The 24,771-nt window shown below is 41.8% G+C and carries 12 protein-coding genes and 2 pseudogenes; 4 read left to right on the top strand and 10 right to left on the bottom strand.

The annotated features are described in order from the left end of the window. Nucleotides 1-13 precede the first annotated feature (13 nt). Genes NXX38_RS07445 through NXX38_RS07430 form a run of 4 tightly spaced genes read right to left on the bottom strand, consistent with a single transcriptional unit; the run spans nucleotide 14 to nucleotide 7,123 of the window. Complete coding sequence (locus NXX38_RS07445) at nucleotides 14-2,026, bottom strand: glycoside hydrolase family 97 protein (protein WP_258978945.1); 2,013 nt, start codon at nucleotides 2,024-2,026, stop codon at nucleotides 14-16. A gap of 52 nt (nucleotides 2,027-2,078) precedes the next feature. Next, nucleotides 2,079-3,659 carry a sulfatase gene (locus tag NXX38_RS07440; RefSeq protein ID WP_195649686.1) on the bottom strand — a complete coding sequence of 527 codons (1,581 nt, stop codon included), beginning with the start codon at nucleotides 3,657-3,659 and terminating at the stop codon, nucleotides 2,079-2,081. A gap of 6 nt (nucleotides 3,660-3,665) precedes the next feature. Beyond that, nucleotides 3,666-5,918 carry an MGH1-like glycoside hydrolase domain-containing protein gene (locus NXX38_RS07435; RefSeq protein WP_258978944.1) on the bottom strand — a complete coding sequence of 751 codons (2,253 nt, stop codon included), beginning with the start codon at nucleotides 5,916-5,918 and terminating at the stop codon, nucleotides 3,666-3,668. A gap of 23 nt (nucleotides 5,919-5,941) precedes the next feature. Next, complete coding sequence (locus NXX38_RS07430; RefSeq protein WP_195649684.1) at nucleotides 5,942-7,123, bottom strand: glycoside hydrolase family 76 protein; 1,182 nt, start codon at nucleotides 7,121-7,123, stop codon at nucleotides 5,942-5,944. Between the two features lie 295 nt (nucleotides 7,124-7,418). Between NXX38_RS07430 and NXX38_RS07425 the strand changes: the two genes are divergently transcribed. Next, entirely contained in the window at nucleotides 7,419-11,477 is a 4,059-nt protein-coding gene (locus NXX38_RS07425) for a hybrid sensor histidine kinase/response regulator transcription factor (protein WP_234131728.1), read from the top strand. Between the two features lie 708 nt (nucleotides 11,478-12,185). Here the strand turns inward: NXX38_RS07425 and NXX38_RS07420 are convergent. Next, nucleotides 12,186-14,840 (bottom strand): glycoside hydrolase family 78 protein, encoded by a 2,655-nt coding sequence (locus NXX38_RS07420; RefSeq protein ID WP_258978943.1) that lies wholly within the window; start codon nucleotides 14,838-14,840, stop codon nucleotides 12,186-12,188. 193 nt (nucleotides 14,841-15,033) lie between these two features. Here NXX38_RS07420 and NXX38_RS07415 point away from each other — a divergent pair. Further along, nucleotides 15,034-15,899: pseudogene (locus NXX38_RS07415) on the top strand (DMT family transporter). Nucleotides 15,900-15,939: 40 nt separating this feature from the next. Here the strand turns inward: NXX38_RS07415 and NXX38_RS07410 are convergent. From NXX38_RS07410 to ruvB, 5 genes and pseudogenes are all read right to left on the bottom strand, one after another. Then, nucleotides 15,940-18,082, bottom strand: a pseudogene (locus NXX38_RS07410) (S46 family peptidase). A 19-nt stretch (nucleotides 18,083-18,101) separates the two neighbouring features. Next, nucleotides 18,102-19,457: a TIGR00341 family protein gene (locus tag NXX38_RS07405; RefSeq protein WP_234131731.1), complete on the bottom strand. Its 1,356-nt coding sequence runs from the start codon at nucleotides 19,455-19,457 to the stop codon at nucleotides 18,102-18,104. A 2-nt stretch (nucleotides 19,458-19,459) separates the two neighbouring features. Next, complete coding sequence (locus tag NXX38_RS07400) at nucleotides 19,460-20,956, bottom strand: oligosaccharide flippase family protein (RefSeq protein ID WP_004298043.1); 1,497 nt, start codon at nucleotides 20,954-20,956, stop codon at nucleotides 19,460-19,462. Nucleotides 20,957-20,986: 30 nt separating this feature from the next. Next, nucleotides 20,987-21,763 (bottom strand): dienelactone hydrolase family protein, encoded by a 777-nt coding sequence (locus NXX38_RS07395; RefSeq protein WP_195649677.1) that lies wholly within the window; start codon nucleotides 21,761-21,763, stop codon nucleotides 20,987-20,989. A 38-nt stretch (nucleotides 21,764-21,801) separates the two neighbouring features. After that, nucleotides 21,802-22,833, bottom strand: coding sequence for a Holliday junction branch migration DNA helicase RuvB (ruvB, locus tag NXX38_RS07390; protein ID WP_258978942.1), 1,032 nt, complete (start codon nucleotides 22,831-22,833; stop codon nucleotides 21,802-21,804). Between the two features lie 126 nt (nucleotides 22,834-22,959). Here ruvB and NXX38_RS07385 point away from each other — a divergent pair, with 126 nt between their 5' ends. Both NXX38_RS07385 and ybeY read left to right on the top strand, forming a co-directional pair. Beyond that, nucleotides 22,960-24,192: a nucleoside recognition domain-containing protein gene (locus tag NXX38_RS07385; RefSeq protein ID WP_217721762.1), complete on the top strand. Its 1,233-nt coding sequence runs from the start codon at nucleotides 22,960-22,962 to the stop codon at nucleotides 24,190-24,192. Nucleotides 24,193-24,208: 16 nt separating this feature from the next. Further along, the gene (gene ybeY / locus NXX38_RS07380) at nucleotides 24,209-24,628 is read left to right on the top strand and encodes an rRNA maturation RNase YbeY (RefSeq protein ID WP_007762844.1); all 420 of its coding nucleotides are present in this window, start codon (nucleotides 24,209-24,211) and stop codon (nucleotides 24,626-24,628) included. Nucleotides 24,629-24,771 lie beyond the last annotated feature (143 nt).

The following is a 24,771-nucleotide window of genomic DNA, read 5'->3' as shown; positions in this document are numbered from 1 at the left end:
TCAGTAGATTCTCTTATTTCATTTTAAGGAAAGTTATTGCTTGCCCTCCACCTTTTGCCATTACTATATCCAATTCGTCCTCGGAAGTAACCGCCTTTTCGTAAATTCTATATTCTGTCGGGTTGGTCTTCCAGTCGGTTTTCTCCGTATCTGCATAAATAATAGCTTTATAAGACCGATAAGGTTCCAGAAAATCCAGCTTAATATGAACTGTTCTCGCCTCCTCATTGGTAGCTGCGCCCAAAAAGTACTTGTCATCAGCCTTCCGCACAATAACAACAAACTTCCCCGGTTCCCCATCCAAAGCTTTCGACCAATCACAATCGGCATCAAAATCACGAAAGAATTGAAACGCCGGATGCCCGTCGTAGTTATCAATGAGGTCAGATGCCATCTGTACCGGTGAATATAAAATAACCCAGTTTGCCAATTGTTTGGCTAATGTAGTATTTACGCGGCTATTCCCTTTATCAAGTCCATGCCATTTTTTATGTTTGGGTGAACTTTTACTTTTCTCCAACAATATATCAAAAGTTCCCGGAGTATAGTCCATCGGCCCTCCCAATAAACGCGTAAAGGGCAATATCACGTGATGAGAAGGCGGATTACCTTCACTCCAGCCGTTCCACTCCATCCCACGGGCTCCTTCTCTTGACATCATGTTTGGCCATGTTCTGCGAATACCAGTGTCTTTGATCGGTTCGTGCGCATTAATAGTCATGTGATGGGCAGCAGCCAGTTCTACTACTTTCTGATAATGATTCACGCCATATTGTCCGTGATGACTGAGATGATTGGGGAAACCACCCGCATATCCGGTCTTCACATTGATAATCCCCAAGTCTTTATACCACTTATAAGCTTTCTCCATTTGAGCTTCATAATAAGGGATGTTCCCTCCTGTCTCATGATGACCGATAACAGTCACTCCACGTTCTTTTGCATAACGAGTGATTTCTTCTATATCGAAATCTGCAAAAGGTTTCGTATATTCAAAACGTTGATTACCGCCCCAATTCTGCCAACCATCATTCCAACCTTCAAACAAAACACCCCGGATGCCATTTTTAGATGCAAAGTCAATATATTTTTTGGCATTCTCTGTAGTAGCTCCATGTCGGTCGCCCATCGTCCAAGTTTCTACACCAACATGCATTCCCCACCATACACCTACGTATTTCATCGGTTCAATCCAGTCGGTGGTTTCCAACTGACAGGGAGGATTCAGGTTCAGAATCAGTCCCGAATTAATTAAGTCCACAGCTTTATCGCCAATCTGCAATGTTCTCCATGCAGTAGTAAAATGATTCGGTTTCTTCACTTTCACTCCATCGGGCCAAGGAGCCAGATTAGACTTGAAACTCGTACCTTCTCTATGTTGCAGTGTCATTTCGGGAAAGTCGTATAATGCCGCTTCATGAATACTGCCATATACACCGCTATTTGTCTTGAAAGTCATTGGTGTGTTGGCATCTTTAATGGCACTGACCGGTTTTTCCGAATACAATATTTCATAAGTATCAAAGTTAGCCGGAATAGACCACGAAACACCATCTTCAGCAATATTGAATGTAGTCAGTTCATCCATTACAAAAAGAGAATCGACACTTGGAACATCATATTCATAACGGAAACCAACTCCGTCATTAAAAGCACGAAAACGAATTGTCAGGTTTACTTTGCTATTCTTCAAGTGAACGGCCAACTCATTATAATGCTCACGCATGGATTTATTTTCTCCCCATGGCTGAGTCCAATGCTCGTCTTTTGTATGAAAGCTTGTCTTTCTGAGTTTGAACTCATTCGCCAGATTTATATTATTCTTCTCTATAAATCCCAAAACAGAGGGTGAAATCAACATTTTACCATCGCGAAGGAGTTGATAAGTCGGGGTTCCGCCAGCATCCAAAGAGAATACGATTGTATTTCTACCATCAGGTGACGACACCTTCTTACCATTAGCCGCCTGCAGACAATTTACATAAAAAAATGCCAATAACAATAAGCTTAATACTTTTACTTTCATCTTCTTTCTTATTAATTATTTTATTATCGTATTGTAAGAGCGCACGGTTAACTCAAAATTCATCGACTTTCTGTTCGGTCCGGATTTTATCCAATTCCTTTTGTAAGCGTGCCGCCACTTTATCATATTTCGGATTACCATACAAATTGTGTAATTCATTCGAATCTTCCTTTAAGTCATACAATTCATTGTAGTTAATCCCATTCCCGTAGAAATGGATTAATTTATAACGACTGTCACGTATCCCATCGTGACGGCGCACATTATGCACTGCCGGATAATCATAATAATGATAATACAAATATTTACGCCAGCCAGAAGGAGCCTTTCCCTTATTCTTGAAAAGAGGAGCCAATGACGTTCCTACCATAAAATCCGGTTTATCAATACCTGCCATATCCAGAAAAGTAGGAGCATAATCAATGTTCTGAACCAGTGCATCAGATACCGTGCCAGCCTTAATCCTTGTCGGATAGCGGATGATCAACGGAGTACGGAAAGATTCTTCATACATGAAACGCTTGTCAAACCAGCCATGCTCACCCATATAGAATCCCTGGTCGGAAGTATAAACAATAATGGTATTATCCATCAATCCCTCTTTCTCCAGATAAGCCAACAATCGTCCGACTTCTTCATCAACAGATTTGATACAACGCATATAATCTTTGATATAACGCTGATATTTCCACTTCAGCAATTCGTCTCCCTGCAGGTTTTGCTCGATAAACTTCCGGTTACGGGGTTCATAAGCTTCAAGCCACTTCTTACGGTCTGCCGAATCCATGCGGTTCAATGATCCCTCCATGCTCCGGATACTCCAGTCATTCTTCAATCCCGGTCGGTCGCCCAGCTCCCGCACCTTCAGGTCATATGCCAATGAAAGGTCTTTGGATATGCTCATCTGTTGCTTACGCGCAGCCTCACCACGGGTAGCATAATCATCTTTGAATGTTGCCGGATAGGGAAACTCTACCTCTTCATATAAATCCACATATTTCGTATCAGGCATCCAGTTCCGATGCGGAGCCTTGTGGTGTACAAACAGGCAGAATGGTTTATTCCTGTCTCTTTCTTCCAGAAATTCAATGGCATGGTCGGTGATCAGGTTGGTTACATAGCCTTTCTCTTTCACATATTTTCCATTCGTTTTTTTACTCCTGAAACCCGGATTATAGTATTCACCCTGATCCCACAGGATATGATAGTAATCAAAGCCCTTCGGTTCACAACGCATGTGCCACTTACCAACTACTCCGGTTTCATAACCATTCTCCTTAAGTATCTCCGATACAAATACATGCGCAGTGTCAATGCCCGCATCCAGACGACGTTGCCCGCTTTGATGGCTATACAGCCCCGTCATCAGGCAAGCACGACTGGGAGTAGACAAAGAGTTCTCAACAAACGCTTGCCGGAACAGCATACCTTCAGAGGCCAAGCGATCCAGATTGGGAGTCGGAGCCTGCACGGAAAGCGGATGTCCGTAAGCACTAATGGCTTGATAAGAATGATCATCCGTCATAATGTGGATGATATTAGGACGTTGCTGCACTTCTTTCTGTGCAGAAGCATCAGACAGCACAAAAAACATCGGCACAGATGCACAAATAAGGTTCATTTTGTTATTCATGTTCTTCTATTTTTTCAATCTCGTCAAACGCAACTGATCTATCAGTGCCTGATTGACATTAATATTCATATTTTCATTATGAGGTTCAAATGAAAGTGAAATGGTGTGTTCACCAGGTGTCAGATGAACCTGATGGCTATTGCTCCATCCCCAATTCTCCCACGCATTCATCCCACGCTGTGGGAATATCGAAACTCCCGACAAGTGATTATCTACATACAAGGAACGAATAGCACAACGGTTATCATCAGCAATGGTATTATTGCCGTTTGCGTATCTCCAGTCAATCGCATAAAGGCCTTCATCTTTAATTGATACCGGAATTTCAATCATAGTATTCTCTTTCTTGTCAATGTTGACAAAGCCTGTCCCCATGAATCCTTTGTGTTTCCTTTCTGACTTTGGTGCATAATCTTCTACTTCGTACGTGCTATGCTCTTCAATTACTATCGGTTCACTCGCAAATGAAGCCGTATATTTATCTGCGGCAACAGCGATTACCTGATATTCACCATACGCATCCTCCGGCAAACGATAATGAGTTGTCTCAACAAGCTGACATATCTTACCATTTCTCAAAATCCGGTAAGCAACGGCACTTTCTATTTTATTCCAAACTATCTTATTCGAGTCTTCCAGTTTAATAACCGGAGTCTCGATAGAAGCAATAGCTGGTTGCAAATTAACACCTTGCTTTTTGAGTTCATTGTTGGCCATGACAATCTTCACGTCATGATGTCCTGTCAATGTGCCGGCTACTATCGGATTCTGCTTCTTTCCATCCAGATAAAAGGCTTTAATCTTATTTCCATGACCCTCTACCTCAATATCGAGTGTAGAACTACGGTATGGAAAATTCTTTAGTATACGCCTGCCAGTCAACGCCTTCGGAACGAAAGGCTTAAACAACAATTGTTCGTCATCAAAATGGATGCCCATCAACAACTTGTACACAATGCTTAAGTTTCCTGACAAGCTCCATAGCATATTACTTGAATTAATTTGCGTACCTCGATAGTTACCTGTACTTAGCACAAAGTTTTCCTTATTGGTAACAAATAAGGCAGCTGCACGATAAATACTTCCAACCGCGTGAAGAACAGCCTCTTCATTCCCCGCCATAGCTGCAGCATGCATCCAATAAGAAGATACAAAAGGCCAAACGGCATTATTATGGTAAGGAGGTATATTGGGAATTTCCGGATAGAAAATCGGTGTTCCGAACTCGCAGACCGGAGCATTGCGGATAATTTCCGCACGTTTCCCGGCTGGCGCAATTCCCCACAGTATTGCTAAAGACTCGCCTAATGATTCACTTCTGGAAGAAAGTATATTATAATTGCGTCCGTACAAAAACTGGGCATAATAACCTTTCTCCGGCATCCACAAATAACGATTAACCGCATCGGCAACCTGCTTCGATCTCGTGGCATATTTCTTTTCAGCCACCGTATCACCCATCCTACCTGCCATACAACTCAAAACACGGAGGGCTTCCACATGCACCGCATTAGTTCCCAAACACTTCGATTGGAATATATCTACAGGTTGCATCCAACGGGGATAACTCTGATTTCTCCAATCAATAAATGAAGATTCGCCCATCACCAGCCCTGTCTTTTCATCATAGACAGTGAGATAATCATCTTCCACTGATTTACGGATAATCGGATAGACTTTCTCCAACCACTCACGGCTTCCCGTCACCTTATAGATCTCCCAAGCGGCAACAGCCCAAATCATACGGTCGGTACTGCAGGGCCAACTTCCTCCAGTACCCGTATCCTGAATGATACGTCCGAAACGGTCTACTTTCCGGAGCAAACAGTTCATCGAGACTTTAGGTTGCATATAAGCCATGCTCAAAATAATACTATAGCTTACATCACGTGTCCAAACTCCCGGAAAGCCGGAGCCCGTGCGCAATGTACTATCCGGTTCGATAGCATTGACCATTTCATCCAAAGACATATTATACAATGTATGCTCAAGTAAAAAAGGAGTTTGAAGTTGGGGATAAAAAGCCAAGTCATACTTAGGTTTCCATTCTCCTTTAAAATCCCTAGTACGTTCCTCCTCAAAATTAGAAGATAGATGGACAGGAGACAGTGCTTTACCTGTAAACTCCCCCTGTTCAATACGATCTGTATACCAGGCATACTTGTCATTCTTAAAAATAAGTCCATCAGACTGTGCATAAGAATGTCCTACAGAACAAACTGTAGCAATCGACGCGATAAAAAAAGTAGTGTATCTCATAATTTTCATTCTATAATCAAATCTCATTTTATTGCAGCTAAGCGGGCGTACATCTCCACAATGGCAGCTTGTGTCAATAACCATTTGCGATTCTCCTTTTCTTTGCCACTAAAGTCGACATTAAACAAGCCATTCTCTTCACGGGCATATTTCCAAGCACAATCCAAACTTTTCTTAAAAGTGTCCAGATATGTCTTGTTTTTATCTTGCTTATACAACTCAATATAGCCTCTAAGCATTATAGCAGTGAACCATATATCTCCCTTTCTGATTAGCTTAACAGATGATTCATCAGGAGTTGTAACATAATTAAAAAAGTAGCAATAAGCCTCTTTCGCAATATTCCGGGCATCCGTAAGATAAGCAGAATCGCCTGTCAGCTCAAACAATAATGCCGCAGCTTGCATCATTTGCCCGCTATTATATGCAAATTTCGCCTTTCCTATTTTTCCATCCAACTCTATGTGGTCAAAATAGAGATAATCCGTCGTATCTTGTAGTTTTTCTTTTGTCCATTCATATTGTCTTTCGGCTTCTTTAAGGTATATGCTTTCATGAGTTTCCTGATATATTTTCAATGCTAATACCGCAGCGGGAGCATTAGAGCAAGTATTTTTAGTATCTTTTCTCTGTTCACACCAATAAATACCACCACCTAATTTATCATCTGTCCCACTTTTTACAAACCTCCATATCGCCTTTGCTTTCTCCAAATATTGTTGTTCACAAGTCAGCCGATAGAGATCTATAAAATCAATACCCAACCAAAGGTTATCATCATAAAAGCGGTCGGAAACCGGAGCTGTTGAGATATAAGAAGAGTAAGCATGAGGTTCCCTTTTCCGGTCGTAATATGCTTCCAAGCCGGGTAATATGCTGTTTTCCAGAAGTTCCTTATAGATTTTATCACCTGTCGCCTCCAATAGAGCAACTCCCGCAGAGAATACGCCTGAATAAGGCCACAAATAAGCGTATTGATTGAAGCCTCTCTGGCTGCCGGACGCCAGACTGGGTATAGAATAATATGTATCAGAAGGATAATTCTCGTGAAGCAGACAAGTGGTATCTATGGCATAATTGGTATAAAGGGAGGTAAAAGTCTTCTCAGCCCTCTCTAACCAAATGTTCCGCTCAATAGGATGAGAAGAACAGGCAAGCAATAGAAACATGGACAACAACGTGCCCCAAACAGGAATCAATTTCATAGTCATTAGTATTCTGTAGATGTTCTGATGCGGCAAATATAGGAAGAAGCAGAAGTGGGGTTTATACAAATGCATGACAGAAAATTCCATAATTAGCAGAATAACAGAAAATAATACAAAAATGACAGAAAAGCATACTAATATCTTTTATGTGCCTAACCAGCATCAACACTCCATCCCGAAAAAAGTCATTTTTCTCATGTTTTTTATCTTTAAAAAAAGGTCTCATCCAACAAAATTAGTACATTTGTCACAATCAATCCTATGCTAAATATACTCCAATACTATAAGTACAATGAAATGTAAAAAAGGTTTATTCAAACTACTTCTAGCATTTTCGATGCTTCTTCATGTCCAAGTTTCCTCTGCCTATAATTTACACCAATACTCCAATAAAAACGGATTATCCAATAGTGCAGTTTTGTCCATTTGTCAGGAACAGAATGGAATGATATGGATAGGGACTTGTGAAGGACTGAATATTTTCGATGGTACCTCTATTCATGAATATACTCCAATCAATAGAAACCAGACCCTGTCGGGCAACCTGATAAATAAAATCATCGAAACCGAGAAAGGAGTCATATGGGTAGAGACACCTTATGGGCTAGACCGGCTGAACACTCAAGAACAAACGATCCAAAGCTTCAGGGAATTTAAGGATGTTCGTTTGGCCGCAAGCCAGACAAATGATGTTTTCATATTGAAAGAGAACGGAAGTATTTATTATTATCAGAAAAAAGAAAAACAAGTGAAGCCACTGATAATTCAGGCACTTAATCCAAATCATATCTTAGGAATGACTATAGATAACAATAACAGGTTATGGTTATTTGCTTCTAACGGTAATACGCAAAGTTATCAAATAGAAAGAAGCGGTGATGAAATCAAGTTAATTCCACATACGATTTTCAAGAATAATATCGAACTACGATGGGCCTTTTCTGATAAAGACCAGGCTTTTTTTATTGACGATTCCCTCTCTCTTTATGAATACAACTTCCAAAACCAAAGATTATATTATGTCTTTGATTTAGCGGACGAAATAACAAAACGCGGAGATATCTCCTCTATTGTCAAGTCACAGAATGATTTCTATATCGGATTCAAAAGCAGCGGTTTAGTAAAACTTACCTACCTGCCTGACCAGAAAAATAAATACCAACTGGAAAACATTGCCATCCAATCCGGTATTTTCTGCCTGGTAAAAGATAAATATCAAGATATTATCTGGATTGGAACAGATGGACAAGGACTGTATATGTACTTTAATGACACATTTACAATCACTAACACAGCATTGGACACTCCGACTTATCAAGTAAACCATCCTGTACGGGCACTATTCTACGACGAAGAATCGACTTTATGGGTGGGAACAAAAGGAGGAGGTATTCTACGCTTCCCCAACTATATCCCCCACACACAACACTCGTCTCCTTTTGAGCGATTATTTGCCGGCAATACTCTATTGGGAAATAACTCTGTATATTGCTTTGCTCCCAGCCGATGGAAAAGAATATGGATTGGCACGGAAAATGGTATAGACTACTATTCTTACAAAGAAAAGAAGATTCGTAATTTTCCGGTCACTGCCAGCGGAAAACCTGTGAGATATATACATTCTATCAATGAAATAAACGACAGTACATTGTGGATTGCCACAGTGGGAGAAGGCATTATAAAGGTATCTTTTTCGACAGACGGAACAAATCCGGTCGTAAAGGAAGCCAAACGGATAGTAATGAACGAAGGACGGGCAAACTCCAACTATTTCTTTACCTCTTATCAGGAAAACGATTCGACAATCTGGTTTGGTAATCGCGGATATGGAGCCTACCGACTTAATACCCTGACTGAAGAGATCACGCCATACTACATGGAGAATGCCCCAAGTCAAACCATTAATGATATTTTTGCCATCCATAAAAACTCCCAAGGATACTGGTTAGGCACTAGTGCAGGACTACTGCATTATCAATCCGGCAAGTATCAGCTTTATAATGATACAGATATTTTCCCCAGTAAAACAATCCACGGGATTCTGGAAGATCAACAAATGAACCTTTGGCTTAGTACAAACCAGGGATTAGTTCGTTTTGACCCGACAAAGAAGAACTTTCAGATATATCAGCAACAGGGAATGCTTGCTGTCAGAGAATTCAGTGATGGTGCTTTCTTTAAAGACCCATGTACCGGCACACTCTTTTTTGGGGGAACGAACGGGTTTGTTACAATCAGTATCAATCAATACCAACCCAAACTTCACTCTCCCGCTATTCAGTTTACCGATTTGTCCATATTCGGAACTGAATACAATATTCACAATTTCATGGACACACATAGCCAGCCGGAAGCTCTTACCTTAAATTATAATCAGAATTTCTTCTGTATTTCTTTCAATGCGATTGATTTTATCCATGGCAACAATTATACATATTCCTATAAAATAGAAGAACTAAGTAATCATTGGATAAAAAACGGTAAATCCAATCAAGCCATCTTCTCCAATTTAGCTCCGGGGAAATATACCTTGCTCGTAAAATACAAAAACAATATTACAGGCCAAGAAAGTGATATTCAATCACTCATCATACACATCACTCCCCCGTGGTATATGACAGGATGGGCATATACGGGATACATTCTCTTAATCATTAACATAGCTATATGGCTGATTTTCCTGGGTATTAAACGATACCGGAAGAAACAGAATGCAATACTGGAGCGTTTAACTCTTCAGAAGAAAGAAGAAATCTACGAGTCCAAACTTCGATTCTTCACCAATATCACTCATGAGTTTTGCACCCCGCTCACATTGATTTATGGTCCTTGCGAGAAAATTCTATCTCATGCCAATACCGACCCATATATTCAGAAATACGGGCAAATCATTCTACAGAATGCAAAGAAGCTCAATGAATTAATCCTTGAGCTGATTGAATTCAGACGACTTGAAACCGGTCACAAGCAACTTAGCATCATCCGTTTATCTGCGTCTGAAAATATACAGAACATGGCTGCCTCATTTAATGAACTGGCAGAAAGTAGAAATATAAACTACCAGTTAAAAATAACGCAAAATATCGACTGGAATAGTGATTTAAGCTGCTTGAACAAGATTGTAAACAATTTGCTCTCAAATGCATTTAAATATACACCGGATAATGGCTCCATTGTTATAGAACTTAAGGTAGAACAGGAACAGCTCTATATTTCGGTTTCTAATTCCGGAAAAGGAATTGCCAAAGAAAATCTGGATAAGATATTCGACCGATATAAGATTCTGGATAACTTTGAAACTTCCAGTATCTACTCACGAAGCGGATTGGGACTGGCCATATGCCATAGTATGACAAAGCTCCTTTCCGGCAATATCGAAGTGACAAGCATTCCGAACGAAATCACGACTTTCACAGTCACTCTGCCCAATCTCCCACTGTCTGAAGAACATGTGGAATACCAGCCCAATGATCTGACACAAAATCCGGCATTTGAATCCCTGTCTGTACCCGGACAGGCATCTTTACCATTCGATGCCAATAAACAAACGGTCATGATTATTGATGATGACACTTCAATGTTGTGGTTTATATCCGAACTTTTTGCAGATACGTATAATGTACTTTCTTTCAACAATGCCGAAGATGCTTTGAAACAACTAGAGATAAAGCAACCTGATTTGATTATATCCGACGTAATGATGCCGGATATAGACGGTATTCTATTTACTCAAAAAGTGAAAGAAAACAAAGTATGGTGTCATATACCTCTCATCCTGCTATCTGCCCGCCATCAGTCTGAAGAGCAAATTAAAGGAATAGAGGCGGGAGCTGAAGCCTACATAACGAAACCTTTTAATAGTAACTATCTCAAAAAGATTGTCCAAAGACTAATACAGAGGGAAGAAGACTTAAAGAACTATTATAGTTCTATTGCCAGTTCTTTCCAGCTGGATGATGGCCGCTTCCTGCATAAAGAAGACAAACAGTTCTTTGACAACATGATGGAGATTATCAACAGCAATATCGCCAATCCCAATCTGTCAGTAGAAACACTTAGTAGCGAACTTAAATGTGGTGTCCGACAGTTCTATCGCAAACTGAAACAGATTACGGACAAAACGCCGGCAGATATTATTCGGGAATACCGACTGGAGACTGCCAAGCAATTGCTCTTCTCTTCAAATTTCTCTATTGATGAAATTATGGATAAAACGGGATTCAATAATCGAAGTACCTTCTACAAACTATTCTCACAGAAATTCGGATTACCACCCCGGCAATATAGAGAAGAAAATAAGAACCAATTCAAAGAAAAGATTCAAGATAAAAATAAAAGTCAGGGAGAGTAATTAAAAAATATGTTGGACATGAAATCTTTGACGACTATTATTATCATTGTAATTTATAGTCTGGATTTATGAATTTAAGGCTGCTATATTCAGAACATAGATATACAAGGATGTTATTTTATGGATGTAATATTACAATACTTATTATTTACTTTGTATTTCCACTTTTCACTTTCTTCACGGAAAGATAAGTTTCTATCCGATAGCCATTTCCTGTGAATCAAAACCGGAGAGTACTAGTTTCACAGTTCTTCACAGCCTTCACTGTGAAATAAAACGATAGTCATGTATATGGATGACTATAGTCAGCTATTCAGCCGACTACAGTTGTCTTACAGGTCAATTGCAGTCGGCTTATAAGACAACTATAGTCGACTATCTATTGATAAACGCTAAACAAATGAGAAAGAGACGACTTATCTGCATTAAGAAAGGACATTTTTATCGAAGAAGCATGACGTCAATGATATCGCTTGACAACATACAATATCGGGAAATTTGTATCCGGTGAAGAGTGTGAAGGGCTGTGAAAAAGCAAGCAGTGCTGTTCATTCACAGGAGATATCTGAAAATAAACGGTTTAGCATGATGTGAAAAAGGTGAATAGAAGAATAAGACTGAACATTGTACTTATCCGCATAATCTACATTACAGAAGATAAATCCTGGACCGATGTAAAGACATCGGTCCGGGATTTACTGTTTTCCATTAACGTTTTAGTTTCAATTCCAGTACATGTTCTCCCGCTTCTAGTTTTACTACACGTTCTCCCTCCACATTGTCGGGTGCATAAAAGGTAGCAGTGCTATTTGCAGGGACAGTTACCTGATAGACAATACGGTTCTTTTTGCGTTCCCATTTTGAACAGATTTCACCATAAGGCGATTGATGTCTGGCTTCGAACTGATTTAGTCCACCGGGGAAATTAGGGCGAAGGAGGATATGTTTGAATCCGGGATTTTCGGGGTCAGGGAAGATTCCGCCCAATCCTTTATAAAACCACCCGCCAATTTCACCAAACATCATATGATTGTCTGAAATGTCGCGCGTTGCATTCAAATCCCAGTTCTCCAGCAAGGTGGTAGCACCATTGGCAATCCAACAGCCCCATGATGGATAAGTATCTTGTACGGCTAATTTATAAGCCGTTTCGGCTTCACCGTTCTCACTCAACGCATTCAATATAGCTTTTGCTCCCAACACACCTACATCCAAATGAAAACCGGCTGCCTCTACCTGTTTTGCAAGATTCCTGGCCACTTTCCTCTTCAGTTCTTCGGGAACAATGCCCCATTGCAAGGGAACGCTCTGTTCTGTCTGGACTCCGCTACCATAAATACCCGTTTCTCTATTCAAGAATTTATCATTAATCGCATTCTTTATCTTGTCGGCAAGGGCAGAATAATACTCGTAATCTTCCGTTTTATTAAACATCTTTGCGGCATTGGCAAGTATCTTGGTATCCACGTAGAAATAGACAGAAGAAGTCAGTTCCTTGGAAGAATGGGATTTAACAGGCACCCAGTCTCCTCTTCCCCACGAGGTTAATCCGGTTGGACTAGTACGATCCACATAGTCTACATACCGTTTGATGTTCTCATAACAGTCCGCCAATAGTTTACTATCACCGTAAAACATATAAATATTCCATGGAATGATGGCGATGGTACTCGTCCAGTCCAGCCCATTATCCGTGCCATATCCCCAGCCTCCTGTAGGGATAATGTCAGGTAATACGCCATTGGGCTGTTGCTCGTCTCTGTGGTCGGCAAGCCATTTCTCGTAGACAGTGATACCGTCATAATTGTACAATGCCGTTTCAATAGCAAAGTGACCGTCGCCCGTCCATCCGTTTTTCTCACGCTGGGGACAGTCGGTAGGATAACCCATTAAGTTGGATAAATAGGCATTATTCGTAGCCCACCAAAGACGGTTGATAAGTGCATTCGAAGTATGAATCGTCCCTTTCTGCGGAACATCACTATGCACAAAGTAGGCAGTCAGACTATTTTCATTCAGTACAATGGGGTTATTGCTTGTTACTTCCACGTATCTGAAACCTTTATAATTGAATCGTGCCATAAACTCATCCTCTCCTTTCCCGCTCAAAACCAGCATATCTGTTTGGAAAGGATCGGAGTTGTCTACCGGGCGGTGATACACATCAATATTTGACGTATTCACTCGTCCGTTGTCATACAACCGCTCGCCATGTTTCAACCTCACGACAGTTCCTTCTTCTCCGGATACTTTGATGCGGGTGACACCTGCCATATTACGGGCAAAATCAAATACATACGTTGTGTCATTGAGCTTTTTCCATGTCTTTACAGGAATTGTTTCTACCGCACGGATCGGCTGCACTTGTTGAGACACTACATTTAGTGAAGGAACAGCCCTATATCCTACCCCACTCCATTGGGAATCATCAAAGTCCGCTGTGTTCCAACCTTTTTGCTCCAGGCGGGCGTCGTAATGTTCGGCTGTATAAATACTATTGAAGACTAATGCCCCCGATGAAGTTTTCCAGTCGCGCTCTGTAGAAACCACTTCAACGGAACCGTCTTCATACGTAATCCGCACATCCATACAGAAAGCAGGGCGGTTGCGCCACGGTGCACGGTGGAAATCCCACACAGCCATCGACTGATGATTATACCATCCATTACCCAGCAATACACCAATCGCATTCCGTCCCTTCTGTATTTGAGGGGTAACGTCATAAGTTACGTAGAAATTACGTCTGTCGAACCGGGTATATAGCGGGTCCAGTCTATGATTTCCTATTTTCTCGCCATTGATGTACAGTTCATACAAACCTGCCACGGCAATGTATGCCCTTGCTGACCGGACACTCTTCTTTGCATCAAACACTTTCCGGAAATAAGGTGCTGGTTGATAATTAATATCCCTGTTATCCCCAATCCAGGCGCCCTGCCAGTTCTCCATCCCCATCATTCCGGTTTCAAAACAATTGATATCCGAAGAAGATTGGATTCCATCCTGATCCCATACATTCACTTTCCAATAATACTTGGTGAATGGGGTGAGACCCTCGCCCGAATAAGTAATTAGAATCTCTTCAGTATTCTTTTTGCCTGAATCCCAAGTATCTCCTTTTCCGGCAACAAGTTGAAGAGAGTCTTTACCCACCATGACTTGATAAGCTGTTTGTCGTGCCCCTCTCCGGGTATCATTCAACATCCATGATAACCGGGGAGCAGGATTATCCACTCCCAGAGGATTCACTAAATAATCACAAGCCAAATTCACGGGTTTGCAATTGCCCGGTACCTGCACCTGCGAAAATGTTGTTTGCAACATTAAAAAGAGTAGCCCCGATACTAATGTCAATCGTTTCATTTTATTCAAAAATTAGTCTGTATTTTCTTTCCGTCTCATAAAGAGCATATTGCGCGCTAATTTACGAAAAATATCGCATAGGGAAGTTATTTTGCTGCAATACTCTTACTTTATCAGTTTATAGGAAATGAATCGGAACGGTACACTTACCTCAAAAAAAGCTATATCTTTGCGACCCGAAATATACTTGACTATGAATAAAGTGAATGGTTTGCTATATGGGCTGCTTTCATCGGCCTCTTTTGGACTCATCCCTCTATTTACCATTCCTGCCATGCAAGCGGGAATGCAATTTGAATCGATACTTTTCTATCGGTTCCTGTTTGCCTGTCTGGCAATGGGAGGGATTTTATTGATGAACGGACAGTCATTTCGTATCAAACGACAGGACATTCCTTCGCTGTTTTTTCTTTCACTTCTTTATTTAATGTCCGCAGTATTCTTATTTTGGGGATATAAATTTATGGCCAGCGGAGTTGCCACCACTATTCATTTCATGTATCCGGTGCTTACCACGCTAATCATGATGCTCTTTTTTAAAGAAAAGAAGTCCGGCTGGCGGATCGCTGCCATTGCGTCCGCAGTAGCAGGAGTCTATTTCTTATCCGGCGGAAACACAGAAACGGGGGCTTTTCTTTCATGGGTCTTTTCATTGTCCTGCTGTCGGCACTCGGATATGCACTTTATCTCGTTACAATGAGCCAACTAAAGATCGGACAGATGAAAGGCTTACTGCTTACTTTCTACGTATTCCTTTTCGGGAGTATTCTTCTTTTTATCGGAACGGAATCTATCAGCCAACTTCAACCCATCAGCGAATGGCATACTGCCGGCAACTTGATCCTACTGGCCTTAATCCCCACCGTAGTTTCTAACCTCGCTTTAGTAAGAGCCGTAAAAAGCATCGGATCCACACTCACTTCCGTATTGGGAGCCATGGAGCCGGTAACTGCTGTATGCGTTGGAATCTTTCTTTTCGGAGAAGCCTTCACCACAAGCATCGGTGTAGGCATTGCACTGATTATTGCCGCCGTGATCGTTATTATATTAAAACGATAAAAGAGAGGGGGAAAAATGCACTGCCCCCCCATTACTTGATTTACCGGGCAATGTTCAACTCCTGAACAAGATTCCCCGCCTTACCGTATTTCTCCATAATAAAAAGCATATACCGCACGTCCACTCCGATACACCGCTGCAAATCAGGCTCGAATACGATATCGCTACTCATTGCTTCCCAGTTGCCATCGAAAGCCAACCCCAGCAATTCTCCTTTAGCATTGAACATGGCACTGCCGGAATTACCTCCTGTTATATCATTGTTGGAGATAAAGCAAACATTCATATCCCCCCTGTTCATTGGCATATCTTCCGAAATCACCGGAGGAAAGCAGATTTAACAACTCCGGCTGGACAGCAAAGTCAATATCACCGGCATGTTCCTTCACTTTCTCAAAGATGCCTTTCACGGTTGTATAATAATCATAAGTAGCTCCATCAAAGGGAGTATATCCTCCAACCGTTCCGAAACTAAGTCGCATGGTGGAATTGGCATCCGGATAGAAATTACGTTCGGCATACATACGGCGCATGGCAGCATTGAATAAACGCTCCCCCTGCTCTATCTGCTCGGAAGCCTCGGAAATGCTCTGATTCATCTCATAATACTTCACGATCAGATCCAGACTCAAGGAAACAGCAGGATCCTCTATGAGATTGTACGTAGTATCTCGCTCCAGAAAGCGTTTCAAGCCCTTAGGAGACGTTATATTGGAAGTCGCATACAAAGAATCTACATAGGTCTGAATATTCCCGTTGTAGAACGTATCTATCTTCTCATACATAGCAGGCAGAAACTTTTTATCCACTTTCGACTGATACTCTTTAAGCATGGCAGCAAAAACCTCCTTATCAATGGAAAGATCGAGATTATCATATTTCTCCAGTAACTTTTTCATGCGAGTTATCACTAGCTTCTCTTCCGCCTCAAAGTCGAAATTGAGAATTTCAAGAGCAAGCTGCACCAACTCGGGACCATTGATAAACGATTCACCGAAATAAGCTAACGCACGATTGGTTTCCCGACGATTGCTATAACTCAATTCTAAAGAGGAGAATAAACGAATCAGTTTCTCTCTCTCTTCCGGACGAGACTGAATCCAGTCACGAAGCGCTGCTTCAGCCTCCCGTTTCTTTTCCAATACTTTCAAATGCTTGATGGCTTTATTCGTTCCAATGCTATTTTTCCAATAATTGGAGCTTTCATCGTATTTTGAAGCATACTTAATGCGAATATCCGGACGCCGGTCCATCTCCCGTTTCCAGATGGTTTGTTTCACTCCCCGTACATCAATCATTGCCTGATTGATTCCATTCATCATCTCTTCGATACCATACGAGGAAAGGTAACGTTCCGTACTGCCCGGATAGCCAAGCGTCATGCAGAAAGAACCTTCTTTGTATCCATCCAAAGAAATAGGTGCTACATATTCGGGATGATAGGGGACGTTTTCAGGAGAATAATCCGCCGGACCATTCTTGGCATCAGCATAGATACGGAATACACTGAAATCACCCGTATGACGCGGCCACATCCAATTATCCGTATCCCATCCGAACTTCCCGACAGAAGAAGGAGGTGCAAAAACCAGACGGACATCGTTATAATCACGATAAACAGAAAGCCAGAATTCATTCCCTGCATAATAAGCATCTACAATGCCAGTCAATGTAGAATCCTTTTCGGAGACTTCCATACTGATTACATTCATAATCGAATCAACAGCCACACGGCGCTCTGTTTCCGTTTTAGCATGCCGGGCGGCAGACAATACCCGTTTGGTAACGTCTTCCGTACGAAGCAGGAAACGAACATACAATTCCGGATTCGGCAATTCTTCCTCAAGACTACGTGCAAAGAATCCATCTTTCAGATAATCATGTTCCACTGAAGAATGTTGCTGAATACTGCTGAAACCACAATGATGATTGGTAAACACCAGACCGTCTTCGGAAACTACCACTCCCGAACAGAAACCTCCGAAGCTGACAACAGCATCTGCCAGACATGGCTTCTTCGGATTATATATTTTATTTACAGGCATCTGCAAACCAAGTTCTTTCATTACCCGGTCAGTCTGTTTATTCTTTCGGAGATTTCCCAACAGCCACATTCCCTCATCGGCAAACACATTCGACAGACAGAGAGAAAAGACTATCAAGACGGTTAGTCTGAACTTCATATTATTATTTTTAAATTCATTATTCTGTAATCAGCCTCAACTTCTTCGTTCCTACGCGGGCTTTCAGCCATTCGCTGATTTTCTCTTTCTCGGCAACAGACGGATGTCTGGCGAATTTAAGGACAGCCAATGTTACCGTATCCGTCTTCATCGAATCGACTCGTACTTCGAGCGAGTGAGCGATGGAGAGTGTAGTGATGGAAGGATAAAGCACCTTCAGTTCGGGCACTAATGTACGACTCATAGCATCGTACGTTCTGTATTGCTCCAGCGTTGTCTCCAGCTGGGAAATTTTCACCGCCTGTTGTTGAAGCCGTTGCTCACTGTTTTTATAGAAGTCTTCCATGACCATGGCACGGATAGAAGATACATCTACCGCCTCATTGTTCATCCCCTGTAATACAATCAGTTTCGTATCTTCCAGCTTATACTCTTTCAACTTGCTACGGGCAATAGATATCGAAGCGTCAGGCACTTCAGGACCAATCAAAACAACCCGTACTTCTTTATGTTCATAGCTGATTTTCTTATCAAGTACCTGCGTATTCTCAAAGCTTAACTGATCGTTTATAAAACGATTGGCTGCTGCTTCATAGAAAGTGCTCTTTATAATTCCAAATGTCAGATAAACTGCAGGGCACATGGTAAGCACCACAATCAGAACGATGTATTTACGTACGGTCTTCTCACGGGTTTTATCCACAAATTCCTTTCGTTGGAAATGCATCACACGAACCCCGAGGAAAGTAGCCAGACTGATAAAAACAGAGTTGATGAAATAAAGATAAAAAGCTCCCAGGAAATAAATAAGATTGCCGGAAGCCAGTCCGTAACCTGCCGTACAAAGTGGTGGCATCAATGCGGTAGCAATGGCAACGCCCGGAATCACATTTCCTTTTTCCTTGGTAGAGAGAGCTACGACACCTGCCAATCCACCAAAAAGTGCGATGAATACATCATAAATAGTGGGCGATGTGCGTGCCAGCAACTCTGACTGTGAACCGGCAATAGGAGCAAGAAGGAAAAAGATGGTTGCCGTAGTCACACTGAAAGCGGTCGTTATGAGAAAGCTCTTCAAAGAGCGTTTCATTAATTCAAAATCATTTAGTCCGACAGACAATCCTACTCCCATAATAGGTCCCATCAATGGAGAAATCAACATGGCACCGATAATAACGGCAGTGGAGTTCACATTCAATCCGAGTGATGCCATGAATATGGCAAAGATCAGAATCCATAAATTGGCACCTTTGAACTCTACCCCCTTACGGATAGAATCCACTGTAGCCAGTTCGTTATCCTTATCTTTCCTCAAGTCCAGATATTCTCCCAGAAAGGACTTGATAGCAAACTTATTACGTTCATCTGTCTTCATAGTTATTTCTTCTTTATAAATCGATTAATAACAGGAATCTGACTCAATGGTAAATCCTTTTTGATAATATAGGCTATAAATAGCAATAAGAGTACGGTACGGAAAGCGAGACGGAGCACTATATTAGGGATAGGAACCTGCTCTCCAATAACGTAAAGTACCGCTGCCAGCAGAACATAAAGTCCGAGGCTCTTCAAATCATAATGAATCGGGTATTCTTTCTGTCCTATCCAATAGGATAGCAACAAGATGACTGCATAGCCTGCAACAGAAGCCCATGCCGAAGCAAGATAACCGTAAACCGGCACAAACAGAATGTTCAATACGACAATAATAACACAACCAATCACCGAGAAGTAGGCTCCCCAATAGGTCTTATCCGTCAGTTTATACCAAAAGGAAAGGTTGAAATAGATCCCTTTACAGATCTCTGCAAGCATTACAATGGCTACTACCCCCAGGCCTTCCCAGTAACCTCTTGCCACCAGATAACGCAATAAGTCGAGATAAAACATGACAGCAAGGAAAGCCAGCAAGGAAAATATAAGAAAATACTTCATCGCAGCGGCATACATCTTCCGGTTGTCTCCTTCGCGGTCTTTGCCAAAGACAAACGGTTCGTAAGCATAACGGAAAGCTTGCGTAAACATTGCCATTACCATCGCAATCTTACTGGTTGCCGCATAGATACCCAATTGTACCAACCCCTCCTGCCGGTCTTCAAAAAGAAACGGATATATCATCTTATCCACAGTCTGGTTTAGAATACCTACCAAGCCTAAGATTAATACCGGGAAAGAATATACGACCATTCGTTTCAACAATACCCGGTCTAATTTATAAGCAAAACCTGTCAGTTCCGGGATGAAGAAGAACATCTGAACAACTGAGATAATCAGGTTGCTAATAAAGATATATCCCACTAAATAATCCGGATCATAAAACCAGGAGATAGTTGACGGACAATGTACATTCAGCCACGGGCACACCAGTAGGAAAAATAAATTCAAACCGATGCCACCAACGATAGAGAGCAGTTTGATAGCAGCAAACTTGATGGGCCGTTTTTTATACCTTAAATAAGCAAAAGGGATGCATTGGAAAGAGTCTAAAGCTACCACAACAGCCATCATCGCTATGAACTCCGGATGATCGCCATAATCCAGTAAATTGGAAATAGGTTGCAGGAATAACAGGCAAAGGAAAACAAAAATCAAAGATACCCCTCCTACCGATAACAAGGAGTTGGCATATACTTTCATCGGGTCTTCTCCCGATTTATTGGCAAAACGGAAGAATCCCGTTTCCATACCGAACGTAAGCAATACAAGCATCAGGGCTGTAAACGCATATACGTTTGATACCACTCCATAACCTCCGGTGGAAGCCGGCAATACCGCTGTGTACAAAGGCACCAGCATGTAGTTAAGAAACCGTCCGACAATACTACTCAACCCATAAATTGCAGTATCTTTAGCTAATGATTTTAGTCCAGCCATGTTTTATTATTGATTATCATTCAGATTGGCTCAACGTTGCCTCTTTTGTTTGAACAACCAATCCATAAATCCGGGATAATTGAAAGCCGGATTCCAGCTTCCATGATTACAACCGGGAAATTCAATATATTCCACATCTGCACCGGCAGCTTTCAGTGCTTTATACGCTTCACGAGAACCTTTCACCGGAACTACATCATCCGCATCTCCATGGAAGATACGAAACTTCACATCCTTGGCAACTGACAGCCGGCTCGGATTGACTGTACCGCAAATAGGAACTGCAGCTGCAAAAATCTCCGGATAACGCACTACTAAATCATACGTTCCCATCGCTCCCATTGAAAGACCGATAATATAAACCCGCTGTGTATCCACTTCGGGCATTACCAGATAAGAATCGAGCAACTGTTTAAGCGTTTGCAATATAGGACTGATCTCCTGTCCCACTGGCATTTCTGTAGGGATAAGCGACTTCGGACGTCCTGTATAAGCCCAGTAACCGTCTGTCGGACACTGTGGAATTAGAACGAAAGCGGGATACTTCTCTTGATTGACCGGATTAAGAAACATCTGTCCACCATGAGTCAACTGTTTCTCATTATCATTTCCCCGTTCGCCGGCTCCATGCAGAAACAGTACGAGCGGATACTTTTCACCGGGCTTCACCGATTCGGGATGAATCATCCGATAAGGTAAAGAGTCTCCTTCAGAAGAGACAAAAATATCCCTCCCATATTCCTGTTGAGCCGATAAAGAGAGGCTCAAAAAGAGAAAAACAAGTAAAGTAGTCCATTGCTTCATCATCCAACTACGCTTTATAAAGTTCTTTTATTCCATTTTTATCAGTCATTAAACAGCGTTTTCTGGCTGTTATAAAGACTCCTTCCCAAATGTTTATAGGCAAGTTCAGTCACTTCACGTCCACGGGGAGTACGCTTCATGAATCCTTCTTTTATCAGGAAAGGTTCGTAAACTTCCTCAATGGTTCCCGCATCTTCTCCCAAAGCCGTAGCAATGGTAGTGATACCTACCGGGCCACCTTTAAACTTGTCTATAATAGTGCAAAGTATCTTGTTGTCTATCCCATCCAGACCGTATTTATCGATATTCAGTGCTTCCAATGCAAACTGGGCAATCTCCGTATCGATAGAGCCGGAGCCTTTCACCTGCGCAAAGTCACGTACCCGACGGAGCAAGGCATTGGCAATACGAGGCGTTCCGCGGCTACGGGAAGCAATCTCCGATGCCGCGCGTACCGAACAAGGCACATCCAGTATGGATGCAGAACGACGGATGATATTGCTCAAAACGTCGTCATCATAGTACTCCAAATGAAGATTAATGCCAAAACGTGCACGAAGCGGAGCTGTCAGCAAACCACTACGGGTGGTTGCGCCAACCAGCGTGAAAGGATTTAAATCTATCTGAATACTACGGGCCGAAGGTCCCTTATCAATCATAATATCGATGCGGTAATCTTCCATGGCCGAATAAAGATATTCCTCCACTACAGGCGACAACCGATGAATTTCATCGATAAAAAGTACATCGTTCGGTTCGAGACTGGTTAACACTCCTGCCAGATCACCCGGTTTATCGAGTACCGGACCGGAAGTCACTTTAAAGCCAACTCCCAATTCGTTGGCGATAATGTTCGAAAGAGTTGTTTTTCCTAATCCGGGAGGGCCGTGCAACAGCACATGGTCGAGTGCTTCGCCACGCAGACGTGCCGCCTTCACAAAAATGCGAAGGTTTTCCACCACCTTGTCCTGCCCGCTAAAGTCTTCAAAGCTTAACGGACGGAGTGCATTCTCGAAATCCCGTTCTTTTGAAGTAAGCTGATGTTCGCGTATGTTAAAATCTTCCTGTTCCATTTATTTCTTGAAAGTAGGAGACAAAGATAGAGATTTACATTCATTTTCAGTATAAGAAAGACGAAGATTTAGTTTATTTGAAACGTAATAACTACTTTTGCACTATCTATATACACGTTATCAACTATGGTTCTAAATTACATTTGGATAGGATTCTTCGTCATTGCCTTTATCATCGCTCTTATAAAAGTGATTTTTCTGGGAGATACGGAGATATTTACGGCTATCATGAACTCTACATTCGACTCCTCCAAAACGGCATTCGAGATATCACTGGGACTTACGGGTGTACTGGCTCTTTGGTTGGGTATCATGAAGATCGGAGAGAACAGCGGATTGATTAATACACTGGCACGCTTTCTAAGTCCGGTGCTATGCCGTTTGTTTCCGGACATTCCTAAAGGACATCCGGTGTTGGGCTCCATCTTTATGAATATGTCCGCCAATATGCTCGGTTTGGACAATGCCGCCACTCCGCTGGGACTGAAAGCAATGAAAGAGCTGCAGGAACTAAATCCGAAAAAAGACACGGCTTCCAACCCGATGATTATGTTTTTGGTGATTAATACCTCCGGCCTCATCATTATTCCGATAAGTATCATGGTGTATCGTGCGCAAATGGGGGCTGCACAGCCTACGGATGTATTCATTCCTATTCTGATAAGTACTTTCATTTCGACTCTAGTAGGAGTTATAGCAGTCAGCATCACTCAAAAGATAAACTTAATCAATAAGCCTATTCTCATTTTAATGGGCATTATCTGTCTTTTCTTTTCGGGATTGATTTATCTGTTTCTAAGTGTATCGCGGGAGGATATGGGTACTTATTCTACACTGATAGCGAATATCCTGCTGTTCAGTGTCATCATCCTGTTTATTTTAACAGGAGTCAGAAAGAAAATCAATGTATACGATTCTTTTGTGGAAGGAGCCAAAGAAGGATTTACGACGGCTGTACGCATCATTCCTTATCTGGTTGCTTTCTTGGTAGGAATTGCAGTGTTCCGCACTTCGGGAGCAATGGATTTTCTGGTGGGAGGTATCGGCTATATAGTAGGCCTATGTGGGGTTGACACGAGCTTTGTCGGGGCTTTACCTACTGCACTGATGAAATCACTTAGTGGCAGCGGCGCAAACGGCCTGATGATCGATACGATGAAAGAATTAGGACCGGATTCTTTTGTTGGGCGTATGAGCTGTGTTGTACGCGGAGCTTCAGATACTACATTCTACATTCTGGCCGTTTATTTCGGCAGTGTGGGAATCACCAAAACTCGTAATGCGGTAACCTGCGGCCTGATTGCAGACTTTTCGGGTATCATAGCCGCTATCTTAATCAGTTATTTATTTTTCTTTTAAATCATAACATTCAATTATGGCTGTAACTTATCAAACAGAAGGCGTAAAAATGCCTGATATCAAGAAACGTGAGACTACGGAATGGATAAAAGCCGTAGCAGCTTCTTACGGAAAAAGACTCGGTGAAATCGCTTATATCTTCTGCTCGGACGAAAAGATTCTGGAGGTAAACCGTCAATATCTGCAACATGACTACTACACGGATATCATTACTTTCGATTATTGTGAAGGCGATCGTTTATCAGGAGACTTATTCATTAGCCTGGACACAATACGCACTAATGCGGAGCAATTTGGCGCTTCTTATGACGACGAACTGCACCGTGTCATTATCCACGGGATTCTTCATCTCTGCGGTATTAACGATAAAGGACCCGGAGAACGGGAAATTATGGAAGCTGCGGAAAACAAAGCATTAGCTATGCGACAAGTGTAAGCAAGCCTCGATAGCAAACGATTTCAAAAAGTTTTCGATTTATTAAAACATACACTGTAACGTACACTATAACAAAGACGCCCCATCGTAATCACTACGGTGGGGCGCTTCATTAGCAATACGATGCTAACATTAAATTATTT

This window comes from Bacteroides sp. BFG-637, assembly GCF_024793605.1.
Lineage (GTDB): Bacteria > Bacteroidota > Bacteroidia > Bacteroidales > Bacteroidaceae > Bacteroides > Bacteroides vicugnae.
Note: the sequence above shows the minus strand (reverse complement) of the source record. Positions and strands in the feature narration are given on the sequence as shown.

What these genes read in the sequence shown, in the direction of transcription:
- NXX38_RS07445 (WP_258978945.1), bottom strand. Translation starts at nt 2,026, where the DNA reads ATGAAAGTAAAAGTATTAAGCTTATTGTTATTGGCATTTTTTTATGTA.
- NXX38_RS07440 (WP_195649686.1), bottom strand. Translation starts at nt 3,659, where the DNA reads ATGAATAACAAAATGAACCTTATTTGTGCATCTGTGCCGATGTTTTTT.
- NXX38_RS07435 (WP_258978944.1), bottom strand. Translation starts at nt 5,918, where the DNA reads ATGAGATACACTACTTTTTTTATCGCGTCGATTGCTACAGTTTGTTCT.
- NXX38_RS07430 (WP_195649684.1), bottom strand. Translation starts at nt 7,123, where the DNA reads ATGAAATTGATTCCTGTTTGGGGCACGTTGTTGTCCATGTTTCTATTG.
- NXX38_RS07425 (WP_234131728.1), top strand. Translation starts at nt 7,419, where the DNA reads ATGAAATGTAAAAAAGGTTTATTCAAACTACTTCTAGCATTTTCGATG.
- NXX38_RS07420 (WP_258978943.1), bottom strand. Translation starts at nt 14,840, where the DNA reads ATGAAACGATTGACATTAGTATCGGGGCTACTCTTTTTAATGTTGCAA.
- NXX38_RS07405 (WP_234131731.1), bottom strand. Translation starts at nt 19,457, where the DNA reads ATGAAGACAGATGAACGTAATAAGTTTGCTATCAAGTCCTTTCTGGGA.
- NXX38_RS07400 (WP_004298043.1), bottom strand. Translation starts at nt 20,956, where the DNA reads ATGGCTGGACTAAAATCATTAGCTAAAGATACTGCAATTTATGGGTTG.
- NXX38_RS07395 (WP_195649677.1), bottom strand. Translation starts at nt 21,763, where the DNA reads ATGATGAAGCAATGGACTACTTTACTTGTTTTTCTCTTTTTGAGCCTC.
- ruvB (WP_258978942.1), bottom strand. Translation starts at nt 22,833, where the DNA reads ATGGAACAGGAAGATTTTAACATACGCGAACATCAGCTTACTTCAAAA.
- NXX38_RS07385 (WP_217721762.1), top strand. Translation starts at nt 22,960, where the DNA reads ATGGTTCTAAATTACATTTGGATAGGATTCTTCGTCATTGCCTTTATC.
- ybeY (WP_007762844.1), top strand. Translation starts at nt 24,209, where the DNA reads ATGGCTGTAACTTATCAAACAGAAGGCGTAAAAATGCCTGATATCAAG.